This is a genomic window from Pseudomonas sp. MUP55, assembly GCF_034043515.1.
GTDB lineage: Bacteria > Pseudomonadota > Gammaproteobacteria > Pseudomonadales > Pseudomonadaceae > Aquipseudomonas.
Map to the genome: position 1 here is coordinate 278,256 of NZ_CP138214.1, position 21,651 is coordinate 299,906.

Consider the following 21,651-nt stretch of genomic DNA (forward strand, 5'->3'; position numbering starts at 1 on the left):
AGGCGTTGGTTGGCTTAATCAACGATCACTACACCGATCAACGGCACGATCAATACCGTACTGATCGCCATAGACAATACGTTGCCGATGTAGGGGGGCAGGTAGCCCGGCAGGCGCCCGGCAATCGCGCAGGCCAACGGCGGGGCGATCAGCGCACCCAGTATTGCGCTGGCTACAATCACTGTCGGATTGCCGCCATAGGTCAACACCGCAGCGGGCACCACCGATACCAGGGGCACATAGGTCGGATACCAACCCCGCTCACGCCATTGCCGACGCCACAGGATAATGCCGATGAGCGAGGTCAACGCTTGGCCCGCAATCAAGTGTGGCAACCATCCAGATCCATAAGCAGGGCTCAGGGGGTTCAATGCGTAGGCCAGCAACACCCCAGCGAGCAAACCCAGGCTGGCCCACTCATTGCCAAAGAACGGTGCTTCGGAAAAGTCAGCCAGCACCCGACGTAACGTCCAGCGTATACCGTAGTCGGGTATTTTCTGGGCGGCGGGGGGAGCTGTGTCGGCCTTGGTTTCAGCTGCACGGCTGACCAGCACCGGCAGTGCACGGCACAGTAAGAACGCCACCACACTGCCTAAAGCCATGCCCAATACGTTGCCAATCACCACCGGCAAACCCAGCGGAATGCACAGGTAGTTCACCAGCAACAGGCAGCTCGGCGTCACCAGAAGCGCGCCGAGCAAGGCGCCATTGAGCGTGACCTTCCACCCCCCGCCAAACAGCAGCACCATGGCCGCCGGCAGCGAAACAAAGGCGGCAAAGGTGGGTTGCCAGGAGCCCGCCGTCAACGTCCAGCCCCAGAGCGCATTGCTCAGCAGCAGGCCCAGCAACGAACTGGTCACCAGCCAGGGCCAGAGCCCCGTGCCGTAGGCAATGCTGAAGCCTTGCCAGGCTTGAGCATAACGGCTGGTCCAGTAACCGAAAGCGCCACCGAGCAGCAGGCCGAGTGACGCGAACTCGTGTTTGTAGAAGGCCACCTCACTGATATCGCCGACCACCCAACGCAACCACGCTGTTGGCGTGGGCAGGCTGGCCATCATGTCGTTGTAGCTTGGCCAGAGCTGCGGCGCCGAGGTGGAGTAAGCCACTGACAACCCTGTGAGCGACACTACCAGGGTGAGCGAGGCCAGGATCAGGATGACAAGGTGGCGAACGGATGAGTCTGATGATGCTTTTCTTGTTGGTATGAAACCCATGATCGCACCTCCATCAGCGTGGCAGGCACGGGTGAAGGCGGTAGCCGAGCATCGCGTCATAGAGGTCGCTGCGACGGTCCCGGTGCAGGTCGTTGAGGCTGTTCCAGATCGGTGCGCTGCGGGCGGTGGAAAGGTCGATATCGGCGTAAATAATCGCTTGCTCGTTAGGTGAGGCGACTTTGCCGATAGGCCAGCCGTTGGTGCCAGCAATCAACGAACAACCAAGGTAGCGCGCGTCCTGTTCCTCGCCGATGCGGTTGGCCGCAGCAATGAACACGTTGTTGACGTGGGCGGCGGTCATGGTCAAGTACGAGGCCATGCATTTGCCTGCCTCGTCGAACAGTGGCGGTGGGGTCCACACCCAGTTGTTCAGGCTGCAAATGATATCGGCGCCTTGCTGGGTCAGCAGGCGTGGGACTTCGGGGAACCAGATGTCCCAGCAGATCAGTAAGCCTATGCGGCCTATGGGCGTTTCAAACACCGGGAAACCGAGGTTGCCAGGGCTGAACCAGAGCTTTTCCTTGTTCCACAGGTGGGCCTTGCGGTATTTGCCAATCAGGCCCTCGGGGCCCAGCAGGACTGCGGTGTCGAACAGTTGCATGCCGTCGCGTTCAGCCAAGCCTGCCACGAGATACACCTGGTGGAGCTGGGCGAAATCCATCCAGGCCCGCAGGCTGGGACCGTCTGGAACGGGTTCGGCATGGAGATAGGCATCCTCGCGATTGTTGAATAGATAACCGGTATTGGCCAATTCCGGCAGCACAATCAGATTGGCGCCATTGTTCACCGCTTGCAGGGCAAGGCTCAGGCTGGTTTCCAGGTTGGAGGCGCGATTGTGGGTGCCGACTTGCGGATCAAATTGCACAACGGCGACGCGTACGGGGCTCGTGAACTCGTTCATGGTGCAGACCTCTTTTTATTGTTATGAACCCACCGGGACGGGTGGGTGTTTAATAGGAGGTCTTTTTTGTTTATGCGTCAGTAGGCTGTTTCCGCTTGAGTCGTAGGCAGCTGCTGAATCGATGGCTGCCCCTGGTAGCGTGGGTACACATCCAGGCTAAACCCCCCGTTGAACGTGGCTTGGGTGGCATTGCAGAGGTTGATCACGGCATCGATGGCGCCGCGCAGGCAAGGCTCCGTCCAGCCTGCATCCACCGAAAACGATTCGCCGGCCGGATACAGGCCGGAAACATCGGCGTAATCGCGGTTGTACCGCATCAAACTGACGGCATCGTAGTAAGTCCCGGCGCGATAGAGCTTGGCGCACCCTAGCGCGCTCTTGTCGGTCATCCAGCGTTGGACGATGGCGTTTTTTGTATCGATGTAGGGCGATATCGGCGTTTTGATATTGGCGCTGCGTAACAGGATGCGGTCCAGTTCCATGACGCACTTGTTGATCAGCGTTTGGTCGTCAAAAGAGGCCAGTTTGGTCGCGTCATCCTCCCAGGTGTAACTGAGCAAAATGCAGTCGTAGGGATAGGCGTCGTGGTAGCGATACGTGTACACATCATGAATAAAGCTGTCAGTGACCATGATCTGCGGAATGAAGATCGTTCCCACGCTCCCGCGTGGTAACGCCGTCCGTGACGCTCTGCGTCACTATGGGGCGGGACGCGGAGCGTCCTGGGAGGCGTTACCACGCGGAGCGTGGGAACGATCAGTTCAGCACTAACCCGCGATGACGCGGTTTTTGCCCTGGCGCTTTGCCTCATACATCGCCGCATCGGCGCGGCCGAACAGGCTGTCGAGCGTCGAGTCGTCTTCGCGCAGGCTGGCCAGGCCCTGGCTGACGGTCACGGTAAATGCGTGGCCTTCGACGCTGAAGCTCAGCCTTTGGATTTCCTTGCCCAGCCGCTCCGCCACCTGCAGGGCCATCTCCGGGGCGCAGCCGGGTAGCACGGCGGCAAATTCTTCGCCGCCGATGCGCCCGAACAGGTCGCCACGGCGCAACACGCCTCTGCCGCTCTCGGCGATGCGGCGCAATACCTGGTCGCCTTCCAGGTGGCCATACGTGTCGTTGATGTCTTTGAAGTCATCGATGTCCAGCAACAGGAACGCTAACGGCGTGCCCTGCACACAGGCGCTGTCAAAGGCCTGGTTGGCGAGCTCGAAGAAGTGCCGGCGGTTGCTGCTCTGGGTCAGCACATCGGTGGTGGCCAGGCGATGCAGTTCCAGCTCCAGGTGCTTCTTTTCGGTGATGTCCTCGGCCATGCCCACGACGATCATCGGCTTGCCCGGCTCTGCCTGCTGGTTGATATAGCATTTGTCGCTGAGCCAGCGGATCTGCCCGTCGGCCGTGACGATGCGGTACTCGCGGTCCTCCACGGCGCCCTGTTCCAGCACGCGGGCGAGGCTGTGTTCGGCGTAGTCGAGGTCTTCGGGGTGAATGCTGTTGCGCCATTCCCGATGATCGGCCAACAGCAAACCGGCGCTGCGGCCGAATATCCGCTCGTACGCCGGGCTGACGTACAGCACGCGGCGGGTTTCCCAGTCGATGGCCCACAGCACGGCATTCACGCTCACCAGCAGCGAGCTGAGCAGCTGCTCACGCTCACTCAGCCGCTCGACCTCACCCTGGGCATGCATGAGCGCCAACAGCGTCGACGCCGCGGCTGGGCGCGGTGGCTGGTCAGTGGACACATCGGGCAGGCAAGGCTTTTCGTGAACCATCGGAACAACTCTCTCTGGGCGCGCCGCAGGATGCAACAGCGGTCACTACAAGGGGTCACCATGATGGCGAAGTGTTCTTTGAGAGAGGGGAATTGCGGTGAAGTTCCGTGAACGGGGTCGATTGGCGGCGCCCGGAAAATGACGTCAGAAAGCCAGTGTGCGGGAGGGCGCGCCCTCCCGCAGTCGCGTCAGACCGCTGCGGGGCGCAGTGAATAGGTCTTCAGTTGGTGCGCAAAATCGCGCAGGGATTGGATACCGCTGGCCTCGGCTTCGTGTACCCATTCCTTGATCGCCGCCAGCATGTCGTGGCCGTTGGAGCTGGTCTTGAGCCAGATCTGCTGCAGCGCCAGGCGCTTCTCGTAGATCACGCTCAACGCTTGGCTGTGTTCCAGCATGCTCTGGATGCGCACATGGTGGCGATCGTTCAGCAGGCTGGTTTCCCGCGAGAGCAGGCGCTTGGCGCGGTGGAACTGGTGGCGCACCGAGTGATCGACCTTCTCCAGCTCCTGCTTGACCAGCGGGCCGATCACCAATTTGCGGTACTGGGCCATGATCTGGAAGCGGTTGTTGAGGATCGCCATGGCGGTGTCCATGTCCAGGTGGCCCTTGCCTTCAACGCGGTGGGCGATGGGCGCAACGCGTTGCACCTTGGCCAGGCGCAGGAAGCTGAACACCTTGATCCATGCCCAGCCCAGGTCGAATTCCCATTTTTTCACGGACAACTTTGCCGAGTTGGGGTAGGTGTGGTGGTTGTTGTGCAGCTCTTCGCCACCCACGATGATGCCCCAGGGCACCAGGTTGGTCGCCGCGTCGCGGCATTCGAAGTTGCGATAACCCACGGCATGACCCAGGCCGTTGATCACGCCGGCGGCCCAGAACGGAATCCACATCATCTGGATCGCCCAGATGGTGATGCCGATGGTGCCGAACAGCAGTACGTCGATCACCCCCATGATCGCCACGCCCAGCAGCGGGTAGGGCGTGTAGAGGTTGCGTTCGATCCAGTCGTCCGGGCAGTTCTTGCCGTAGATGCGCAGGGTCTCGGGGTTTTCCGCCTCGGCGCGGTACAGCTCGGCGCCTTTGCGCAGCACCGTGGACAGGCCTTTGATCACCGGGCTGTGCGGGTCATCGACGGTTTCGCATTTGGCATGGTGCTTACGGTGGATGGCGGTCCACTCGCGGGTGTTCTGCGCCGTGGTCAACCACAGCCAGAAGCGGAAGAAGTGTTTCAGGCCGGCATTGAGCTCGAGCGAGCGATGGGCTGAATAACGGTGCAGATAGACCGTGACCCCAATAATGGTCACGTGGGTCATCAACAGCGTGACTGCCACCAGTTGCCAGGCTGACAGGTCAAGAAAACCGTTGTACCACATAGGCTGTATGGCCCTCAGATAAAGTAAAGAACAGCTCACGCATTATCACTAAGCCTACAGAGAAAACCAGCCGCCCTTTCAGATAGAAGTGACTGGATGTTTCTTATTCTATAATCCTCAGCCTTCGTAGGGCGATTCTGTTTTTTGGTAAGGATTACTGACCATATGCTGTTTTCATACCGTGGAGCCCTACGTGCGGGGCTGGTATACCTGCTGATTTCCATTCTGTGGCTCCAGCTTAGCCGTCAACTATTAATCAACTTTATCGATGAACCCCAGGCCCTGGCGCATTGGCTGCAACTGCGCGGCTACGCCTGGGCAGGCCTGAGCGCGCTGGCGATTTACCTGATGGGCGTGGGTTTTGCCCGCGCCCACCGGCTGCAACAACCCCTCAAGGAAAACCGTGAACGCCTGCAACAGGCCGCCGCGGTCTTTGATTGCACCCGCGAAGGCGTGCTGGTCACCGACGCCCGGGGCCTGATCGTGCACGTTAACCGCGCATTCATCGAGATCACCGGTTACCGGCGCGAAGACGTCATGGGCGAGCCGCCCAGCCTGTTCAAGTCGGGGCGCCATTCGTCGAATTTTTATCAACAGATGTTCCAGACCCTCGAACGCAGCGGCGAATGGAGCGGCGAAATCTGGAATCGGCGCAAAAGCGGCGAAATCTACCCTCAGTGGCAAACCATCCGTGTCATTCGTGATGACCAGGGCGACATCAGCCACTATGTGGCGGTGTTCTCGGACATCAGCGCCATCAAGGACTCCGAACACGAGCTGGCGCATCTTGCCCACCACGACCCGCTGACCGACCTGCCCAACCGCCTGCTGTTCACCGACCGCGCCGAGCAGGCGCTGGCCTCGGCGCAGGTGCACAAGCGTGGCTGTGCGCTGCTGCTGATGGACCTGGACCACTTCAAGATCATCAATGACAGCCTGGGCCACAACGTGGGTGATCAACTGCTCAAACTGGTGGCCGATCGTCTCAAGGGGCTGTTCGGGCCTGGGGTGACCCTGGCGCGCCTGGGCGGCGACGAGTTCGCTGTATTGGCGGAAAGTTGTCCACAGGTGATGCAGGCTGCAGCCCTGGCGCAGCGCATGCTCGAAGCCATGAAGGAGCCGTTCATTTTTGACGGCAATCAGCTGTTCATCAGCGCGAGCATCGGCATCAGCCTGTTTCCCAGCGATGCGCTGAGCGCCGAGCAATTGTTGCGCAACGCTGATTCGGCCTTGTTCAAGGCCAAGAGCGCGGGGCGTGAAGGCTACGCCTTGTATACCGAGGAACTGACGGCGCACGCGCAGAACCGGGTGGAAATCGCCAACGAATTGCGCCGCGCCCTCGACCAGCAGGAGCTGCGCGTCTATTACCAGCCGGTGCACGACCTGCAGGACAGCCGCCTGGTGGGCGTCGAGGCGCTGGTGCGCTGGCAGCATCCGGAGCGCGGCCTGGTGCCGCCGGGTGAATTTATCCCCATCGCCGAGCGCACCGGCTTGATCGCCGACATCGATGCCTGGGTGATGGACCAGGCCTGCCGCCAGATGTGCCAATGGTTGGCGGACGGCGCGCCGTTGGAATTTATCGCGATCAACGTCTCCAGCCGGCTGTTTGCCCGGCGTGAACTCTACGAACAAGTCGGGCAGGTGCTGCACGACACAGGCCTGGACCCGGCCTTCCTTGAGCTGGAAGTCACCGAAAGCGCAGTGATGGACGACCCGGAAGTGGCCCTCGAACAATTGCACCGCCTGCGCGAGCTGGGCCTGCGCCTGGCCATCGACGACTTCGGCACCGGCTATTCCTCACTGTTGCGCCTCAAACGCCTGCCGGTGCAGAAACTCAAGATCGATCAGGGCTTCGTCGCCGGCTTGCCATGGGATGAAGATGACGCCGCCATCGTGCGCGTGGTCATCGCCCTGGCCAAAAGCATGGGCATGCAGGTGCACGCCGAAGGGATCGAGCAGGTGGAGCAGGCGCGCTTCCTGCTGGACCAGGAGTGCGACATGGGCCAGGGGTATTGGTTTGGCAAGCCGATGCCGGCGGACGCTATCGACTGGCACCGAGCACCCCCCATCCAAGTTTGAAATGCGATCAAGTGTGGGAGGGGGCTTGCCCCCGATAGCGGTGCATCAGGTTAGATAAGCTTTGCCTGACCCAAAGCCATCGGGGGCAAGCCCCCTCCCACATTGGAATTGCATCAGGCCTGAATTCACGGGTTGAGCACAAAAACCACGCGCAACCCCACGTCCCATCAGAAAATTCTTTCTGGTTATATAAACATTCTTAAATAGTATTTTTAAGAATATCCGCGCTTATCTACTATCGCCCTCACGCCGCAAGCAGTGCCGCCACTGCCAGGCACTATTCATTTCAGGAGCGAGACCATGAGCGCATCTCTACGTAGCGTCGACGGCCAGGACGAAGCAGCCATTTTGCGTGAGATCCAGAGCGCCTTGCGCGATCTGCGGTTTGGCGCGGTGGAAATCACTGTGCACAACGCTCAAGTGGTACAGATCGAACGCAAGGAAAAATTCCGTCTGCAGAACCCGGGTAACAAACCGAACTGAGCAGGAACGGCGATAGACCCGCAATTATAAGAAAAGCCAACACCTAAGAATTTCAGGAGCTTCTATGTCGTCGATTCGCCGTTATGCCTTGGCCGCATTGGCCAGTGCCGTGTTTGCCGGTTCCGCCGTTGCCAAGGACTACGAGTTGCTCAACGTCTCGTACGACCCGACCCGTGAGCTGTACCAGGACTACAACGCTGAGTTCACCAGCTTTTGGAAACAGTCCCACCCGGGCGACAACGTCAAGATCCAGCAATCCCACGGTGGTTCGGGCAAGCAGGGCCGCGCCGTGATCGACGGCCTGCGTGCCGACGTGGTGACCCTGGCCCTGGCCGGTGACATCGACGAAATCGCCAAGCTGGGCAAGACCCTGCCGGAAAACTGGCAAACCCGCCTGCCGGACGCCAGCACTCCGTACACCTCGACCATCGTGTTCCTGGTGCGCAAGGGCAACCCCAAAGGCATCAAGGACTGGGGCGACCTGATCAAGAAAGACGTTTCGGTGATCACGCCGAATCCGAAAACCTCCGGCGGTGCGCGCTGGAACTTCCTCGCCGCCTGGGCCTACGGCCTGAAGACCGGCGGCAGCGAAGCCAAGGCCCAGGAATACGTCAAGGAGCTGTTCAAGCACGTGCCGATTCTCGACACCGGCGCGCGCGGCTCCACCATCACCTTCGTCAACAATGGTCAGGGCGATGTGCTGCTGGCCTGGGAAAACGAAGCGTTCCTGGCGCTCAAGGAAGACGGCGGCGCCGACAAGTTCGACATCGTCGTGCCGTCCCTGTCGATCCTCGCGGAGCCGCCGGTGGCCGTGGTGGACAAGAACGCCGAGAAAAAGGGCAATACCGAGATCGCCACCGAATACCTCAAGCACCTGTACAGCCCGGCTGGCCAGGAGATTGCGGCGAAAAACTTCTACCGCCCACGCGATGAGAAAGTCGCCGCCAAATACGCCCAGCAGTTCCCTAAACTGGACCTGGTGACTATCGACAAAGACTTCGGCGGCTGGAAAACTGCCCAACCGAAATTCTTCAACGACGGTGGCGTGTTCGACCAGATCTACACGGCGCAGTAAGCCAACGTACCTGTAGGAGCCCACTTGCTGTGGAGAGGTCCTCACTGTGGCGAGGGAGCTTGCTCCCGCTGGAGTGCGAAGCGCTCCCAAACAGGTATCCGCGTTGCATTTGATGCATCTCGGTCGCCTGGTTTGGGGCTGCTTCGCAGCCCAGCGGGAGCAAGCTCCCTCGCCACAGTAGGTGACCTCTCCACTAACAGCGCGCTCCTACAGTGGTTTCTACCCTTTAACCAAGGACTCTTATGTCGCGTCGTATCTCCCCCGTCATACCCGGCTTCGGGCTGACGCTGGGCTACACCGTGGTGTACCTCAGCCTGATCGTACTCATCCCGCTGGCGGCGATGTTCGTACACGCCGCTCAACTCACCTGGGATCAGTTCTGGAACATCATTTCCGCCCCCCGCGTGCTGGCCGCGTTGAAGCTTAGCTTCAGCACCGCCTTGTACGCCGCGCTGATCAACGGCGTGATCGGCACCCTGCTGGCTTGGGTGCTGGTGCGCTACACCTTTCCCGGACGCAAGATCATCGATGCGATGATCGACCTGCCGTTCGCCTTGCCCACCGCTGTGGCCGGTATCGCCTTGACCGCGCTGTACGCGCCCAACGGGCTGGTTGGCCAGTTTGCCGCCGACCTGGGCTTCAAGATCGCCTACACCCCGCTGGGTATCACGCTGGCGCTGACCTTTGTCACCTTGCCCTTCGTCGTGCGCACGGTGCAGCCGGTGCTGGCCGACATCCCCCGCGAAGTCGAAGAAGCCGCCGCCTGCCTGGGCGCCAAGCCGCTGCAGGTGTTCCGCCATATTCTCGTGCCGGCGCTGCTGCCCGCCTGGCTGACCGGTTTCGCGCTGGCCTTCGCCCGTGGCGTGGGTGAGTACGGTTCGGTGATTTTCATCGCCGGCAACATGCCGATGAAAACCGAGATTCTGCCGTTGCTGATCATGGTCAAGCTCGACCAGTACGACTACCGCGGCGCCACCTCCATTGGTGTGCTGATGCTGGTGGTTTCCTTTGTCCTGCTGCTGCTGATCAACTTGCTGCAGCGGCGCATCGAACGTCCATAAGGAGGCGCGGAACATGTCCCAATCGTCTATTTCCGCCGCGTCCTCGGCCAACGCCGCTCGGCGTGGCAGTGCCACCTCGCAACGCATCCTGATCGGCCTTGGCTGGCTGGTGTTCGCGCTGTTTCTGCTGCTGCCGCTGTTGATCGTGGTGTCCCAGGGCTTGAAGAACGGCCTCGGCGCATTCTTCACCGCGATCCTTGAGCCGGACGCCCTGTCGGCGCTGAAACTCACGGTGATCGCCGTGGTGATTTCGGTGCCGCTCAACCTGGTGTTCGGCGTCAGCGCCGCGTGGTGCGTGAGCAAGTACTCGTTCCGTGGCAAAAGCATTCTGGTGACGCTGATCGACCTGCCGTTCTCGGTCTCGCCAGTGATCGCGGGCCTTGTGTACGTGCTGATGTTCGGCGCCCAGGGCTTTTTCGGGCCGTGGTTGCAGGAGCATGACATCCAGATCGTGTTCGCCTTGCCCGGTATCGTGCTGGCGACCATCTTCGTCACCGTGCCGTTCGTGGCCCGTGAGCTGATCCCGCTGATGCAGGAGCAGGGCACCCAGGAAGAAGAAGCGGCGCGCCTGCTCGGTGCCAATGGCTGGCAGATGTTCTGGCATGTCACCGTACCGAACATCAAGTGGGGCCTGATCTATGGCGTGGTGCTGTGTACCGCGCGGGCCATGGGCGAGTTCGGCGCGGTGTCGGTGGTGTCCGGCCATATTCGTGGCGTAACCAACACGCTGCCGCTGCACGTCGAGATTCTCTACAACGAATACAACCACGTCGCCGCCTTCGCGGTGGCCAGCCTGCTGCTGATCCTGGCGCTCTTCATCCTGCTGCTCAAGCAGTGGAGCGAGAACCGAATCAACCGCCTGCGCAACAGCGCCGGTGAGGAATAAGTCATGTCGATCGAAGTCCGTAATGTCAGCAAGAACTTCAACGCCTTCAAGGCCCTGGACAGCATCAACCTGGATATCCAGAGTGGCGAGCTGGTGGCGTTGCTGGGCCCGTCCGGCTGCGGCAAGACCACCTTGCTGCGCATCATCGCAGGCCTGGAAACCCCGGATGCCGGCAGCATCGTGTTCCACGGCGAAGATGTGTCCGGCCACGATGTGCGCGATCGCAATGTGGGCTTTGTGTTCCAGCACTATGCGCTGTTCCGCCACATGACCGTGTTCGACAACGTCGCCTTCGGCCTGCGCATGAAGCCCAAGAACCAACGCCCCACCGAAAGCCAGATCGCGAGCAAGGTTCACGAACTGCTGAACATGGTGCAACTCGATTGGCTGTCTGATCGCTACCCGGAGCAACTTTCCGGCGGCCAGCGCCAGCGTATCGCCCTGGCCCGCGCCTTGGCGGTGGAGCCTAAAGTGCTGCTGCTGGACGAACCTTTCGGTGCCCTCGACGCCAAGGTGCGCAAGGAATTGCGCCGCTGGCTGGCGCGCTTGCACGAGGACATCAACCTGACCTCGGTGTTCGTGACTCACGACCAGGAAGAGGCCATGGAAGTCGCTGACCGCATCGTGGTGATGAACAAGGGCGTGATCGAGCAGATCGGCTCACCGGGCGACGTCTACGAAAACCCGGCCAGCGATTTTGTGTACCACTTCCTGGGCGACTCGAACCGCCTGCACCTGGGCGAAGACAAACACCTGCTGTTCCGCCCCCATGAAGTGTCGTTGTCGCGGCATGAGCTTGAAGACCACCACGCCGCCGAAGTACGGGACATCCGGCCGCTGGGCGCCACCACGCGGGTGACCTTGAAGGTCGAGGGCCAACCCGAGCTGATCGAAGCCGAAGTGGTAAAAGACCACGACAGCCTCACCGGCCTGGCCCGCGGCGAAACCCTGTTCTTCAAGCCCAAGGTCTGGCAAAAAGCTTAAGCTCACCCCAGAGCCAAATGTGAATGGGGCCAATGTGGGAGGGGGCTTGCCCCCGATAGCAGTGGATCAGCCAGAGCATCGGTGACTGACACACCGCTATCGGGGGCAAGCCCCCTCCCACATTTAGACCTCACAGGGCTTCAGACCGTGGCGTTCTTTTCGCGCACCGCCACCGGCCCCGAGCGCTGTTCGATCTGCTGTTTCAGGTCATGCCGCAACCCCAGCAGAAACGCCAACTCCGCCACCACAAACAAGGGCCCCACGATCAGCCCCGACACGTCATCCACAAACGCTGGCTTGCGGCCTTCGTAGTAATGCCCGACAAACTGGATCACCCAGCCCACCACGAACAGGCCCACGCCGCTGCTCAGCCACACCGTTGTGCTTTGCGCCGCAAGCGCATGTCCGGCCCACACCGACAACCCCATCAGCAGCGTCATCAACCCACCCAGGGCCAGTTCCAGGCGCAGGTAAAACCACGCCGAAAACAGCGCCAGCAGCACCGCCGGTGATAGCCACAGCCCACCCACCGACCACTCGGGGCGCGACAGCAGCACGGCGACCGCCACCACGATCAACGGAATGCCGATGAAATGGCTGGCGATATTGCGCGGGTCGCGGTGGTAGGCGGCGTACTGACTGAGGTGATCGACGAGGCTTTTCATTTTTGTTCCTCCTGTAGGATGTTTGATCATGCCCTGTCAGTCGGTGCTGAACTGTCAACTGGGCGACAATCTACGGAGTTCCCATGGACACAGCGAAATGGCACGCGCAGCTAGCCAGCGGCCACTGGTTCCGCCACCTGCCCGCAGACCTGCAGCGTCGCCTGCTGGCGGCGGCGCGGTTGCGCTCGCTGACGGCGGGGCAGTTGCTGTTCAAACGCGGCGATCCGCCGTGTGGCCTGTATGCGGTGCTGGAGGGGGCGGTGCGCATCAGCGCGGTGAATGCACAGGGCAAGGAAGCGGTGCTGAGCCTGGTTGAGACGCCTTACTGGTTCGGCGAGATCTGCCTGTTCGACAACCTGCCGCGCACCCACGATGCTCTCGTCATGGGGCCTTGCACACTGTTGCAGGTATCGCAGGCGGCGATGCTCGGCATGCTTGAGCAGCAGCCGGCGTACTGGCGCGAGGTGGCCCTGTTGATGAGCCATAAACTGCGCCTGTCGCTGATCAATATCGAACAGATGAGCCTGATGCCCGCGTCGGCGCGGCTGGCCCATCGGCTGCTGATGATCGCTGAGGGTTACGGCGAGGTCGAGCAGGCCCGGCGGGTGTTGCAGCTGCCCCAGGAAGACCTGGCGGCGATGCTGGGCCTGTCGCGCCAGACCATCAACAGCCTGCTCAAGGCGCTGGAGCAGCAGGGCATTATCGGCCTGAGCTACGGCGCCATTGAGATCCTGGACCTCAATGGCTTGCGGCGGGCGGCGGGCCTATGAACCGCGATAGGTGGAGAAGCCGTAAGGGCTGAGCAGCAGCGGGATGTGGTAATGCTGGTCGGCCTGCTTGACCTGGAAAATCACCGGCACTTCGGGGAAGAAGGTTTCGCGGTTGGCTTGCTTGTAATAGTCACCGGTCTTGAACACCACGCGGTACTCGCCCGGCTTCATGCTGCGGTCAGCGGGAAACAGTTCGGCGATGCGCCCCTGCTGGTTGGTGACGCCCTGGGACAGCGACTTCCACTGGTCGCCCACGTGTTCTTCCAGGGTGACGTTGACGCCGGCGCTCGGCAGGCCGTTTTCCAGGTTTAGCACGTGCACGCTCAGCGGGTTGCCGGCGGCCAGGGCCAGATTGCACAGGCCGCTGAGGCTCAATGCGGCGAGGGTCATGCTTAGGGTTTTCATCGAGAAGTCCTTTTTTGACACGGGTTAAGGGGTGATTTTCAAGCCCAGTTGCTCGGCGGCTTGTACGGCGCAGGCTTCATCCTGCGGCGCGCCACCTGCACCGGCGATGCCCAGCGCGCCGACCAGTTCGGCATCGGCAAACAGCGGCACGCCACCGCCGAGCAACAGCAATTCGGGCAAGCTGTTAAGGTTGGCGGCCTCGGGGTTGTTGCGCGCACGCTCGGCGAACAACCGGGTTGGGGTTTTGGTCGACAACGCCGTGTACGCTTTGCGCTGGCTGGCGAGGCTGTTATGCGGGCCTACGCCATCGGCACGCAGGGCCAGCAACAGGTTGCCGCCGCGGTCGAGCACGGTCAGCGCGGCGTTGCAGTGCGCCAGGCTGGCATCGGCCAATTGGCGCGCGGTGCGCAAGTCCAGCTCGGCGTGGCGTGGCAGTTGGGGTGTCGCCTGGGCGGCAGTCGCCACGGCGAGGCTTAGAAACACAGCAGTGCGATACATGGTGAGAGCTCCAGAAGGCAGGCCGCCAAGGTAGCCAGTGGACGTGGTCAAAAGCCGCACAATTTGATGACAGGTTTGTAATCAAACCCAGAGGAAAGGCATGCACGTGTTGTTAGTGGAAGACCAGCCGCAACTGGCGCAACGTATGGCCCAGGGCCTGAGCGAGGCCGGTTTTACGGTGGAAGTAGCGGCCAGCGGCATGGCAGCGCAGCGCTTTGTGGAAAGCACCGTGTACGACCTGGTGATCCTGGATGTGATGCTGCCGGGCCTGAACGCCTGGAAGTTGCAGCAGGAAATTCGCCAGCGCGGCGAAACGCCGTTGTTGTTTCTGACCACGCCCAATGGCATTGAAGACCGTCTGCGTGGGTTGGAATTGCATGAGGACGATTATCTGCTCAAGCCGTTCGAAGCCAAGGAACTGGTGGCGCGGGTGAGGAAGGTGTTGCGGCGTGATCGAGGGCGTTGAGGGCCTGGGCCATTGCTATCGGGGGCAAGCCCCCTCCCACATTTTGACTGTATTCACAAATCAACTGTGGGAGGGGGCTTGCCCCCGATGAGGCCCTCAAACCTACCCCTCACTGCCTACCGCAACCCATCCCTGAACTGCCCCGGCGTCATCCCCGTCCAGCGCTTGAACGCCCGGTTGAAGCTGCTGGTATCGGCAAACCCCAGCAGATGGCTTATTTCGGCCAATGAACACTGGGCATCGCGCAAGTGCAACAACGCCAGGTTCTGCCGGCATTCATTGAGCAACGCATCAAACCGGCAGCCTTCGTCCGCCAGGTGCCGCTGCAAGCTGCGCAAACTCAGATGTAAGGCCTGGGCGACACGCTCCGCGCTGGGTTCGCCGTCGGGCAGTTGCGCCTCGATGGTGGCGCGCACCTTGCGCTCCCAGGTCAGCGGTTGCAGTTGGGCCAGGGTGCGCTTGAGCACGGTTTCATTGTGTTCGGCCAACTCCGGGTTGGCGTCGTCCAGGTGGCTGTCAAAATCGTGGGCGGCGAACTCCAGGCGGTCTTCCTCGGCGCCAAAGACCACCGGTGAGCGAAACACCGTGTGCCATGGCGCGGGGTCGGCCGGTTCCGGGCGCCGCAGGTACACCGCCAGCGGGGCGTAGTCGCGACCCAGGCGATTGCGGCAGGTGCGCACGTAGATCGCCGCAAACGCATCGATGGCTTCCAGCGCCGGCGCCGGGCTGCCTTCCGGTTGCAGCAGGCGAAACCAGTGGCAGTCGCCGTGACGGCTCAGCTCCAGGCTCAGCGCATCACTGACCACCTGGTGATAGCGCACGATCCGCTCGAACACCTCGCGCAGGCTGCCGCTGGCCACCAGGGCGTAACCCAGCGCATGAAAGGTGGTGGGGCTGACAAACCTCGACACCCGCAAACCAATCGCCGGATCGCCACTGGCCTGCACCGCCAGTTCCCACAGGCGCGTGGTGGCCGACAACGGATAGCGCGCATTCGGGTCGTCCATCAACAGCGGGTCGAGCCCGGCCTCAAGGCATAGCGCGGCGCTGTCGAGGCCAAGGGCATCGAGTTGCTTGCGCAGGGCGCGGGTCCAGCTGGCGAGAGACGTGGGTTCGGTCATGGCGATTGGCGCTTGCGGTCAACAGGTTGGCGTGCGGAGCTAGCGTGCTGCGCCAGGGTTGGGCGCAAGATGCAGGCATCACTGCACAAGAGAATGAAAGCATGGACGGTATTTCTGCAAGCCCCCAGCAGATGAACGCGCAACAGCGTGCGGCGCATATCCGTGAGGTGGTACTGGCCGAGGGCGCGCGCTTGCGCCAGCGGCACCCCTGGCTGCTGCACCAGGACGCGCTGGGCGCCGGCATCCTGGCGTTTGCGCTGGCCGGCATGCTGGGTTCGGCGGCGCTCTATATCAACGGTCAGATGGCCTGGTGGGTGTGCCTGTTGCTCAATGCCTTCTTCGCTTCACTCACCCATGAGCTGGAACATGACCTGATCCACAGCATGTACTTTCGCAAGCAGCGCGTGCCGCACAACCTGATGATGGGCCTGGTGTGGCTGGCGCGGCCGAGCACCATCAACCCGTGGATTCGCCGCCACCTGCACCTCAACCACCACAAGGTGTCCGGCACCGAGGCCGACATGGAAGAGCGCGCTATCACCAACGGCGAGCCGTGGGGCATCGCGCGGTTGCTGATGGTGGGCGACAACATGATGTCGGCGCTGATCCGCCTGCTGCGCGCCAAGACTTGGCCGCACAGGTTCAGTATCTTCAAGCGCGTGCTGCTGGTTTACGCACCGCTGGCGCTGCTGCATTGGGGCGCCTGGTACGTGTTCCTGGGCTTTCATGCCGCCAACGGCATCGCCAGCCTGATGGGCGCGCCCATCGCCTGGTCAGCGGGCACGCTGCAGGTGATGCAGGTCATCGACATCGCTGCCGTGGTGATCATCGGCCCCAACGTGCTGCGCACCTTCTGCCTGCACTTTGTCAGCTCCAACATGCATTACTACGGCGACGTGGAGCTGGGCAATGTGATCCAGCAGACCCAGGTGCTCAACCCCTGGTGGATGTGGCCGTTGCAGGCGTTCTGCTTCAATTTCGGCAGCACCCACGGCATTCACCATTTTGTGGTGAAGGAACCGTTCTACCTCCGCCAGATGACCGCCAAGGTGGCGCACAAGGTCATGGCCGAGATGGGCGTGCGCTTCAATGACTTGGGCACGTTTGCCCGGGCCAATCGGTTGGAACCCCAGGATCAGCCACGCAGCGAACTCGCTTTCAGCAAGCGATGAACGCCAGCGGCAGGTCGCGGATCTGTTCGCGCGGCGGCGGCTGGTAGTGATCGTCGCTGGTCAGCTCATGCAGCAGCTCTTCGCGCAGTTGGTGAAACTCAAAGCTGCTGCGCTGGCGCGGATGGGCCAGGTCGATTTGCACGACCTGCTTGATCCGCCCTGGCCGGGGCTCCATCACCACCACACGGTCGGCGAGGAAAATCGCCTCTTCCACATCATGAGTCACCAGCACCGTGGTGATGCTGGCGCGGGCGCGAATGGCCAGCAGTTCGTCCTGCATCTGCTGGCGCGTCAACGCATCCAGCGCGCCGAAGGGTTCGTCCAGCAGCAGAATCCGTGGGCTGGCCACCAAGCCACGGGCGATCGCCACCCGTTGCGCCATGCCGCCGGACAGCTGGTGGGGATAGGCGCGGGTGAAGTCGGTCAGGCCCACCAGGTCGATGAAGTCGCTGATGCGTCGGTTGCGCTCGGCCTCGCTCAACGGCTCATTGACCAGGCCCAGGCCGATGTTCTGCGCCACCGTCAGCCACGGGAACAAGCGGTGCTCCTGGAACACGATGCCGCGTTCGCCACCGATACCGTTCACGGGTTTCCCGTCAACCTGGATCTCGCCGCGAAACTGCGTGTCCAGCCCCACCAGCAAACGCAGCAGGGTGGATTTGCCGCAACCGCTGGAGCCGACAATCGCCACAAACTCGCCTTCGGCAATCGCCAGGTTGAACTCGCGGATGGCCTCCAGTTCGAAACCGTCCACATCGAAAGACTTGCCCACATGGTTGAAGCTGACAATCGGTGCGTTCATGCGTGTCTCCATTGCGTGGCGCGGGTTTCAAGGCGTTGGCCGATAAGGTTGAGGGTGGCGCCGGTGAGGCCCACCAGCAGCATGCCGCTCATGATCAGGTCCATGCGCAGCAGCTGTTGGGCGCCGATCATCAGGCTGCCGATACCGCCGTTGGACGGCATGAAGTATTCCGCGCCGATGGTGCCCAGCCAGGCGTAGATCAGGCTCAGGCGCAGGCCGGCGAAAATGCCCGCCGCGGCGCCGGGCAAAATCAGCCGGCGCAGCCGTTGGAACAGGTCCAGGCGCAGCACCTGCGCGGCTTCGCTCAGTTGTGGTGACAGGTTCAACACGCTGCGCTGGGTGGCGATAAACAGGGGGAAGAACGCGGCCAGGCCGATAAACACCCACTTGGCCAGTTCCCCCAGGCCAAACCAGGCCGTGAGCAGCGGCACCCAGGCGAAGATGGCGATCTGGCGCAACGCGGCGAGGGTAGGGCCGAGCACTCGCTCACTGCGCGCTGACACGCCCAGCCACAAGCCCACCGCAAACCCCAGGCTGCCGCCCAGAATCAAGCCGCCCAACGTGCGCCCCAGACTTTTGCCCAGCGCGCCCGATAACGTGCCATCCACCACGCCGCTGGCGGTGGTGTGCAGCACGTTCCATGGGCTTACCAGGATATTTGCGTCGACCCAGCCCTGCTGCGCGGCCACCTGCCACAACGCCAGCAACAGCAGCGGCAGCAGCCACGGCTGCAGGCGTTGCCAACCCTGGTAACGCGGGCCGCGCCGGATCTGCGCCGTGGCTGGGTGCGGCCAGTGCACCCAGTGGCGGTCCAGCCAGCCGACACCACGGTCCATCGCCACGCCCAGTACACCGATGACCACGATGCACACAAAGACGATGTCGAGCATGAACAACTGGCGTGCCCACACCATCAGGTAGCCGATGCCTTCGCTGGAAGCCAGCAGCTCCACCGCCAGCAGCGACGTCCAACCGGCCGCCAGAGCCAGGCGTACACCGGCCATGAACGCCGGCAGCGCCGCCGGCAGAATCAGCCGGCGGATCAACAGATGAGTGGGCAGGCGCAGCACACGTGCGGCTTCACGCAACTGGGGCTGAGCATCGCGCACGCCGACCAGCGTATGCAGGGTCACCGGCACCACAATCGCCTTGACCAGCACCACCAGTTTCAGCGTCTCGCCGATGCCGAAAAACACCATGAACAGCGGGATCCACGCCAGGGTCGGCACCTGCGACAACGCGCTGAAGGTGGGAAACACCAGGCGCTCGGCGCGCGCGCTGAAGCCCAGCCAGGCACCGAGCAAGGCCCCGGCGCTGATGCCCGCCAGCAAGCCCCAGCACAAGCGTTGCAGGCTGATCGCCAAATGGCTCCATAACTCGCCGCCCGCCAGTTCCACCGCGCTGCTCCACACCAGTGACGGCGGCGGCAGGATCTGCTCGCTCATCCAATGATTGCGGCTGGCCAGCCACCACAGGGCGAACAGCGTCAGCGGTAACAGCCAGGGGCTGAGCGACGGCCAGCGCAGCGTGGGCATGGCAAGAGGCAGGCTCAACCGTGCGGTTCGGGCCATTGACGACCTCCGTTTCGTTATGTGATTTCGATCTTACAAAAACGTAATCAAGATGATTGGGGGATAAGAGAAGCCATTTAAAGCCCGCGCCCGGCACGCATCCAATGCATTCGAAGAATATTTTCGATGCTGTTTATGCATAGTCCGCTGCAGCCTGCGGTTTGGCTCGCATAGTCCTCAAAGTTATTAAATTGTGAATTTATAGTATTTAAAGTTTTCATCAGGCTATGCCTACTTTCAGCTCCCCAGGCGACCGTCGCCCACCAGGAGCTGCGCTTATGAAACTGCCCTTCAAACGTCTGATCACGCTGTTCGCAGGCACCGCGCTGGCGGGCCTGGTGCACGCAGCCGAGCTCAAGGAGATCCGCATTGCCGTGCCCGACCTCAGCGCCGGCACCCAACACAGTGGCGGTGGCATCACCGATGTGTTGCGCGAGCAGCAGATCTTCGAAAAGGCCTTCGCCGACCAAGGCATCAAGATCCAGTGGAATTACTTCAAGGGCGCGGGCCCGGTGATCAACGAAGCCTTCGCCAATGGCCAGGTGGACCTCGCCTACCTGGGCGACCTGGCGGCCATCATCGGCCGTTCCAATGGCCTGGACACCCGCTTGCTCAGCGCAACGGCGCGGGACATCAAGCAGTACCTCGGCGTGGTGCCGGGTTCGGGCATCAAGACCTTGCAAGACCTCAAGGGCAAGCGCGTCGCGGTGTTTCGCGGCACGGCCAGCCAGTTGTCCTTCGACAGCGCGTTGGCCAGCCAGGGCTTGAGCGAGAAAGACCTGAAAGTCATCAACCTGGACTTCAACGCGGCCGGTGCGGCGTTGGCCGCCAAGCAGATCGACGCAACCTGGGGCGGCTCGAACCTGACCGCGCTGCAAGCCAAGGGGCTGGCCGAAATAGCCCTCACCACCAAAGACCTGGGCGGCGCCGGCAGCATCCAGGCGGTGCTGGTGGGCAGCAAACAGTTTGTCGACGAGCATCCGGACGCGGTGGCCAAGCTGCTCAAGGCTCAGCAGCAGGCGGTGCAGTGGTTGACCGATGACAACAACAAGCAGGCCTACATCGAACTGGTGTCGGGGCTGGCCAGTTACCCGCCGGTGATCCTGACCAATGATTTGAAAGACCAGCAGCTCAGCGCGATTTTCCCGGCGACCCTAGATCCTGTGTTCCTTGGCAAACTGCAGGACGCGGTGGACCTGGCTTCCCAGGAGAAGCTGATTCGCCGGTCGTTTCAGGTGAATGACTGGGTGGCGCCTGGGTTGGTGGCGGCGGGGCTTTAAGCTGGGTGGTGCCTGGGCTATAGCTATCGGGGGCAAGCCCCCTCCCACATTTGAACTGCGAATACATTCAAAGTGTGGGAGGGGGCTTGCCCCCGATGAGGCCCTTCAAACCGCCACACTCACCTCCTGCCTGTCTACCTCAACCAACGTCTCGATCATCGCCTTGGCCGCCGGCGACAAGCGCGACCCGGTTCGGCTGACAATCCCGCAGCGCGCACTCAGGGTCTCCATGTTCTGCGGCAAGTTGCGCCAGTGCAGCAGCACCAGAGCCCCTCGGGCGATGTCCTCGGCAAACGCTTCCTCGGTGCCCACGCCGATGGCATTGGACTGCAGCACAATCTTTACCAGCGCCGGGAAATGCTCGGTCTGGATGCTGGGTGAAAAGTCCATGCGCCCGCTCAGGTTCGCCAGCAGTTTGCGAATGCCTTGGGAGATCAGCGGCGCGGCCAGTGGGTAGTCGAACATGTCATTGGTCGACAGGCTGTCCTTGGCCAGCAACGGGTGCCCGGGGCGGCAGAAAAACACGCCGCGCTTGGGCGTCAGCGCACGGGTCTGGAAGTTCGGGTCGGCTTCGAACTGACGGATGTCGGCAATGAAGAATTCGATCTCCTCGCGGCTCAATGCGCGGCTGAGTGTTTCCCAGTTATCCACCTGGAAGCGGGTGCGGATTTTCGGGTGCGCGCCGATAAACCGCGCCACCGCATCCGGCACCAGCTTCACCGCCGGCGCCGGGCCGCAGCCGAAGCGCAGGTCGCCGGCGTCGAGCTTGGTCATGCGCGTGACTTCACTGCTCAGCAAGGCGGCGCCATGCACCAGCGTCAGGGCGTGTTGCAGCACCACCTGGCCCTCTGGCGTCGGACGCAGGTCCTTGTGCCCACGGTCCACCAGCACACAGCCGAACTCCTGTTCCAGCCCCTGGATGCTGCGGCTGAACGCCGGTTGCGTGATGCCCATGGCGTCCGCCGCGCGCACAAAGCTGCGGTGTTCGTTAAGGGCAATGAAGTAGCGCAGTTGACGAAGATCCATATGCATTCCCGGCATTTGAAAAATAGGTCGAAGGCATTTGCGAGCGACGC

21 protein-coding genes and 1 pseudogene are annotated in these 21,651 nt (G+C 62.0%); 10 read left to right on the plus strand and 12 right to left on the minus strand.

Annotated elements, in window-relative coordinates; all coding sequences use genetic code 11:
• Positions 1 to 14 precede the first annotated feature (14 nt).
• The 5 genes and pseudogenes from SC318_RS01110 to desA all read right to left on the minus strand — a co-directional run bounded on the left by SC318_RS01110 (position 15) and on the right by desA (position 5,257).
• Positions 15 to 1,214: a hypothetical protein gene (locus tag SC318_RS01110; protein ID WP_320429307.1), complete on the minus strand. Its 1,200-nt coding sequence runs from the start codon at positions 1,212 to 1,214 to the stop codon at positions 15 to 17.
• 13 nt (positions 1,215 to 1,227) lie between these two features.
• Complete coding sequence (locus tag SC318_RS01115; protein ID WP_320429308.1) at positions 1,228 to 2,115, minus strand: nitrilase family protein; 888 nt, start codon at positions 2,113 to 2,115, stop codon at positions 1,228 to 1,230.
• A 77-nt stretch (positions 2,116 to 2,192) separates the two neighbouring features.
• A pseudogene (locus SC318_RS01120) lies at positions 2,193 to 2,759 on the minus strand (FAD-dependent oxidoreductase); the annotation flags it as partial.
• Positions 2,760 to 2,882: 123 nt separating this feature from the next.
• A complete protein-coding gene (locus SC318_RS01125; protein WP_320429309.1) occupies positions 2,883 to 3,884 on the minus strand; it encodes a sensor domain-containing diguanylate cyclase in 1,002 nt (333 codons plus the stop codon).
• A 188-nt stretch (positions 3,885 to 4,072) separates the two neighbouring features.
• Positions 4,073 to 5,257, minus strand: a complete 1,185-nt coding sequence (gene desA / locus SC318_RS01130; protein WP_306491134.1) for a delta-9 fatty acid desaturase DesA — start codon at positions 5,255 to 5,257, stop codon at positions 4,073 to 4,075.
• A 165-nt stretch (positions 5,258 to 5,422) separates the two neighbouring features.
• On the opposite strand from desA, the gene dibA reads away from it, so the two are divergent.
• The 6 genes from dibA to SC318_RS01160 all read left to right on the plus strand — a co-directional run bounded on the left by dibA (position 5,423) and on the right by SC318_RS01160 (position 11,825).
• Positions 5,423 to 7,336 carry a phosphodiesterase DibA gene (dibA, locus tag SC318_RS01135; RefSeq protein ID WP_320429310.1) on the plus strand — a complete coding sequence of 638 codons (1,914 nt, stop codon included), beginning with the start codon at positions 5,423 to 5,425 and terminating at the stop codon, positions 7,334 to 7,336.
• A gap of 300 nt (positions 7,337 to 7,636) precedes the next feature.
• Positions 7,637 to 7,819 (plus strand): sulfur starvation response protein OscA, encoded by a 183-nt coding sequence (gene oscA / locus SC318_RS01140; protein ID WP_060755534.1) that lies wholly within the window; start codon positions 7,637 to 7,639, stop codon positions 7,817 to 7,819.
• Between the two features lie 64 nt (positions 7,820 to 7,883).
• Positions 7,884 to 8,894, plus strand: a complete 1,011-nt coding sequence (locus SC318_RS01145; RefSeq protein WP_124384594.1) for a sulfate ABC transporter substrate-binding protein — start codon at positions 7,884 to 7,886, stop codon at positions 8,892 to 8,894.
• A gap of 242 nt (positions 8,895 to 9,136) precedes the next feature.
• A complete protein-coding gene (cysT, locus tag SC318_RS01150) occupies positions 9,137 to 9,955 on the plus strand; it encodes a sulfate ABC transporter permease subunit CysT (RefSeq protein ID WP_065949976.1) in 819 nt (272 codons plus the stop codon).
• A gap of 13 nt (positions 9,956 to 9,968) precedes the next feature.
• A complete protein-coding gene (gene cysW / locus SC318_RS01155; protein WP_320429311.1) occupies positions 9,969 to 10,841 on the plus strand; it encodes a sulfate ABC transporter permease subunit CysW in 873 nt (290 codons plus the stop codon).
• 3 nt (positions 10,842 to 10,844) lie between these two features.
• Entirely contained in the window at positions 10,845 to 11,825 is a 981-nt protein-coding gene (locus tag SC318_RS01160; protein ID WP_065949978.1) for a sulfate/molybdate ABC transporter ATP-binding protein, read from the plus strand.
• Between the two features lie 140 nt (positions 11,826 to 11,965).
• On the opposite strand, the gene SC318_RS01165 is transcribed toward SC318_RS01160, so the two are convergent.
• Entirely contained in the window at positions 11,966 to 12,490 is a 525-nt protein-coding gene (locus SC318_RS01165; protein ID WP_320429312.1) for an Mpo1 family 2-hydroxy fatty acid dioxygenase, read from the minus strand.
• Between the two features lie 83 nt (positions 12,491 to 12,573).
• On the opposite strand from SC318_RS01165, the gene SC318_RS01170 reads away from it, so the two are divergent.
• The gene (locus SC318_RS01170; protein ID WP_320429313.1) at positions 12,574 to 13,260 is read left to right on the plus strand and encodes a Crp/Fnr family transcriptional regulator; all 687 of its coding nucleotides are present in this window, start codon (positions 12,574 to 12,576) and stop codon (positions 13,258 to 13,260) included.
• Here the strand turns inward: SC318_RS01170 and uraH are convergent.
• Both uraH and SC318_RS01180 read right to left on the minus strand, forming a co-directional pair.
• Positions 13,255 to 13,665 carry a hydroxyisourate hydrolase gene (gene uraH, locus SC318_RS01175; RefSeq protein WP_306491138.1) on the minus strand — a complete coding sequence of 137 codons (411 nt, stop codon included), beginning with the start codon at positions 13,663 to 13,665 and terminating at the stop codon, positions 13,255 to 13,257. The two genes, SC318_RS01170 and uraH, sit on opposite strands and share 6 nt — an antisense overlap.
• A 24-nt stretch (positions 13,666 to 13,689) precedes the next feature.
• Complete coding sequence (locus SC318_RS01180; RefSeq protein ID WP_306491139.1) at positions 13,690 to 14,163, minus strand: GlcG/HbpS family heme-binding protein; 474 nt, start codon at positions 14,161 to 14,163, stop codon at positions 13,690 to 13,692.
• Positions 14,164 to 14,263: 100 nt separating this feature from the next.
• Between SC318_RS01180 and SC318_RS01185 the strand changes: the two genes are divergently transcribed.
• Positions 14,264 to 14,629, plus strand: coding sequence for a response regulator transcription factor (locus SC318_RS01185; RefSeq protein WP_320429314.1), 366 nt, complete (start codon positions 14,264 to 14,266; stop codon positions 14,627 to 14,629).
• 116 nt (positions 14,630 to 14,745) lie between these two features.
• On the opposite strand, the gene SC318_RS01190 is transcribed toward SC318_RS01185, so the two are convergent.
• A complete protein-coding gene (locus tag SC318_RS01190) occupies positions 14,746 to 15,750 on the minus strand; it encodes an AraC family transcriptional regulator (RefSeq protein ID WP_320429315.1) in 1,005 nt (334 codons plus the stop codon).
• Between the two features lie 101 nt (positions 15,751 to 15,851).
• Here SC318_RS01190 and SC318_RS01195 point away from each other — a divergent pair, with 101 nt between their 5' ends.
• Positions 15,852 to 16,922 (plus strand): fatty acid desaturase, encoded by a 1,071-nt coding sequence (locus SC318_RS01195; RefSeq protein WP_320429316.1) that lies wholly within the window; start codon positions 15,852 to 15,854, stop codon positions 16,920 to 16,922.
• Here the strand turns inward: SC318_RS01195 and SC318_RS01200 are convergent.
• Positions 16,909 to 17,724, minus strand: coding sequence for an ABC transporter ATP-binding protein (locus SC318_RS01200; protein WP_320429317.1), 816 nt, complete (start codon positions 17,722 to 17,724; stop codon positions 16,909 to 16,911). The genes SC318_RS01195 and SC318_RS01200 overlap by 14 nt on opposite strands.
• The gene (locus SC318_RS01205; protein ID WP_320429318.1) at positions 17,721 to 19,295 is read right to left on the minus strand and encodes an ABC transporter permease; all 1,575 of its coding nucleotides are present in this window, start codon (positions 19,293 to 19,295) and stop codon (positions 17,721 to 17,723) included. Before SC318_RS01205 ends, SC318_RS01200 begins: the two co-directional genes overlap by 4 nt.
• Before the next feature lie 278 nt (positions 19,296 to 19,573).
• Here SC318_RS01205 and SC318_RS01210 point away from each other — a divergent pair, with 278 nt between their 5' ends.
• Entirely contained in the window at positions 19,574 to 20,575 is a 1,002-nt protein-coding gene (locus SC318_RS01210) for an ABC transporter substrate-binding protein (protein ID WP_320429319.1), read from the plus strand.
• 105 nt (positions 20,576 to 20,680) lie between these two features.
• Here SC318_RS01210 and SC318_RS01215 read toward each other — a convergent pair whose 3' ends face one another.
• Positions 20,681 to 21,601 (minus strand): LysR family transcriptional regulator, encoded by a 921-nt coding sequence (locus tag SC318_RS01215; RefSeq protein WP_320429320.1) that lies wholly within the window; start codon positions 21,599 to 21,601, stop codon positions 20,681 to 20,683.
• Positions 21,602 to 21,651: the final 50 nt, after the last annotated feature.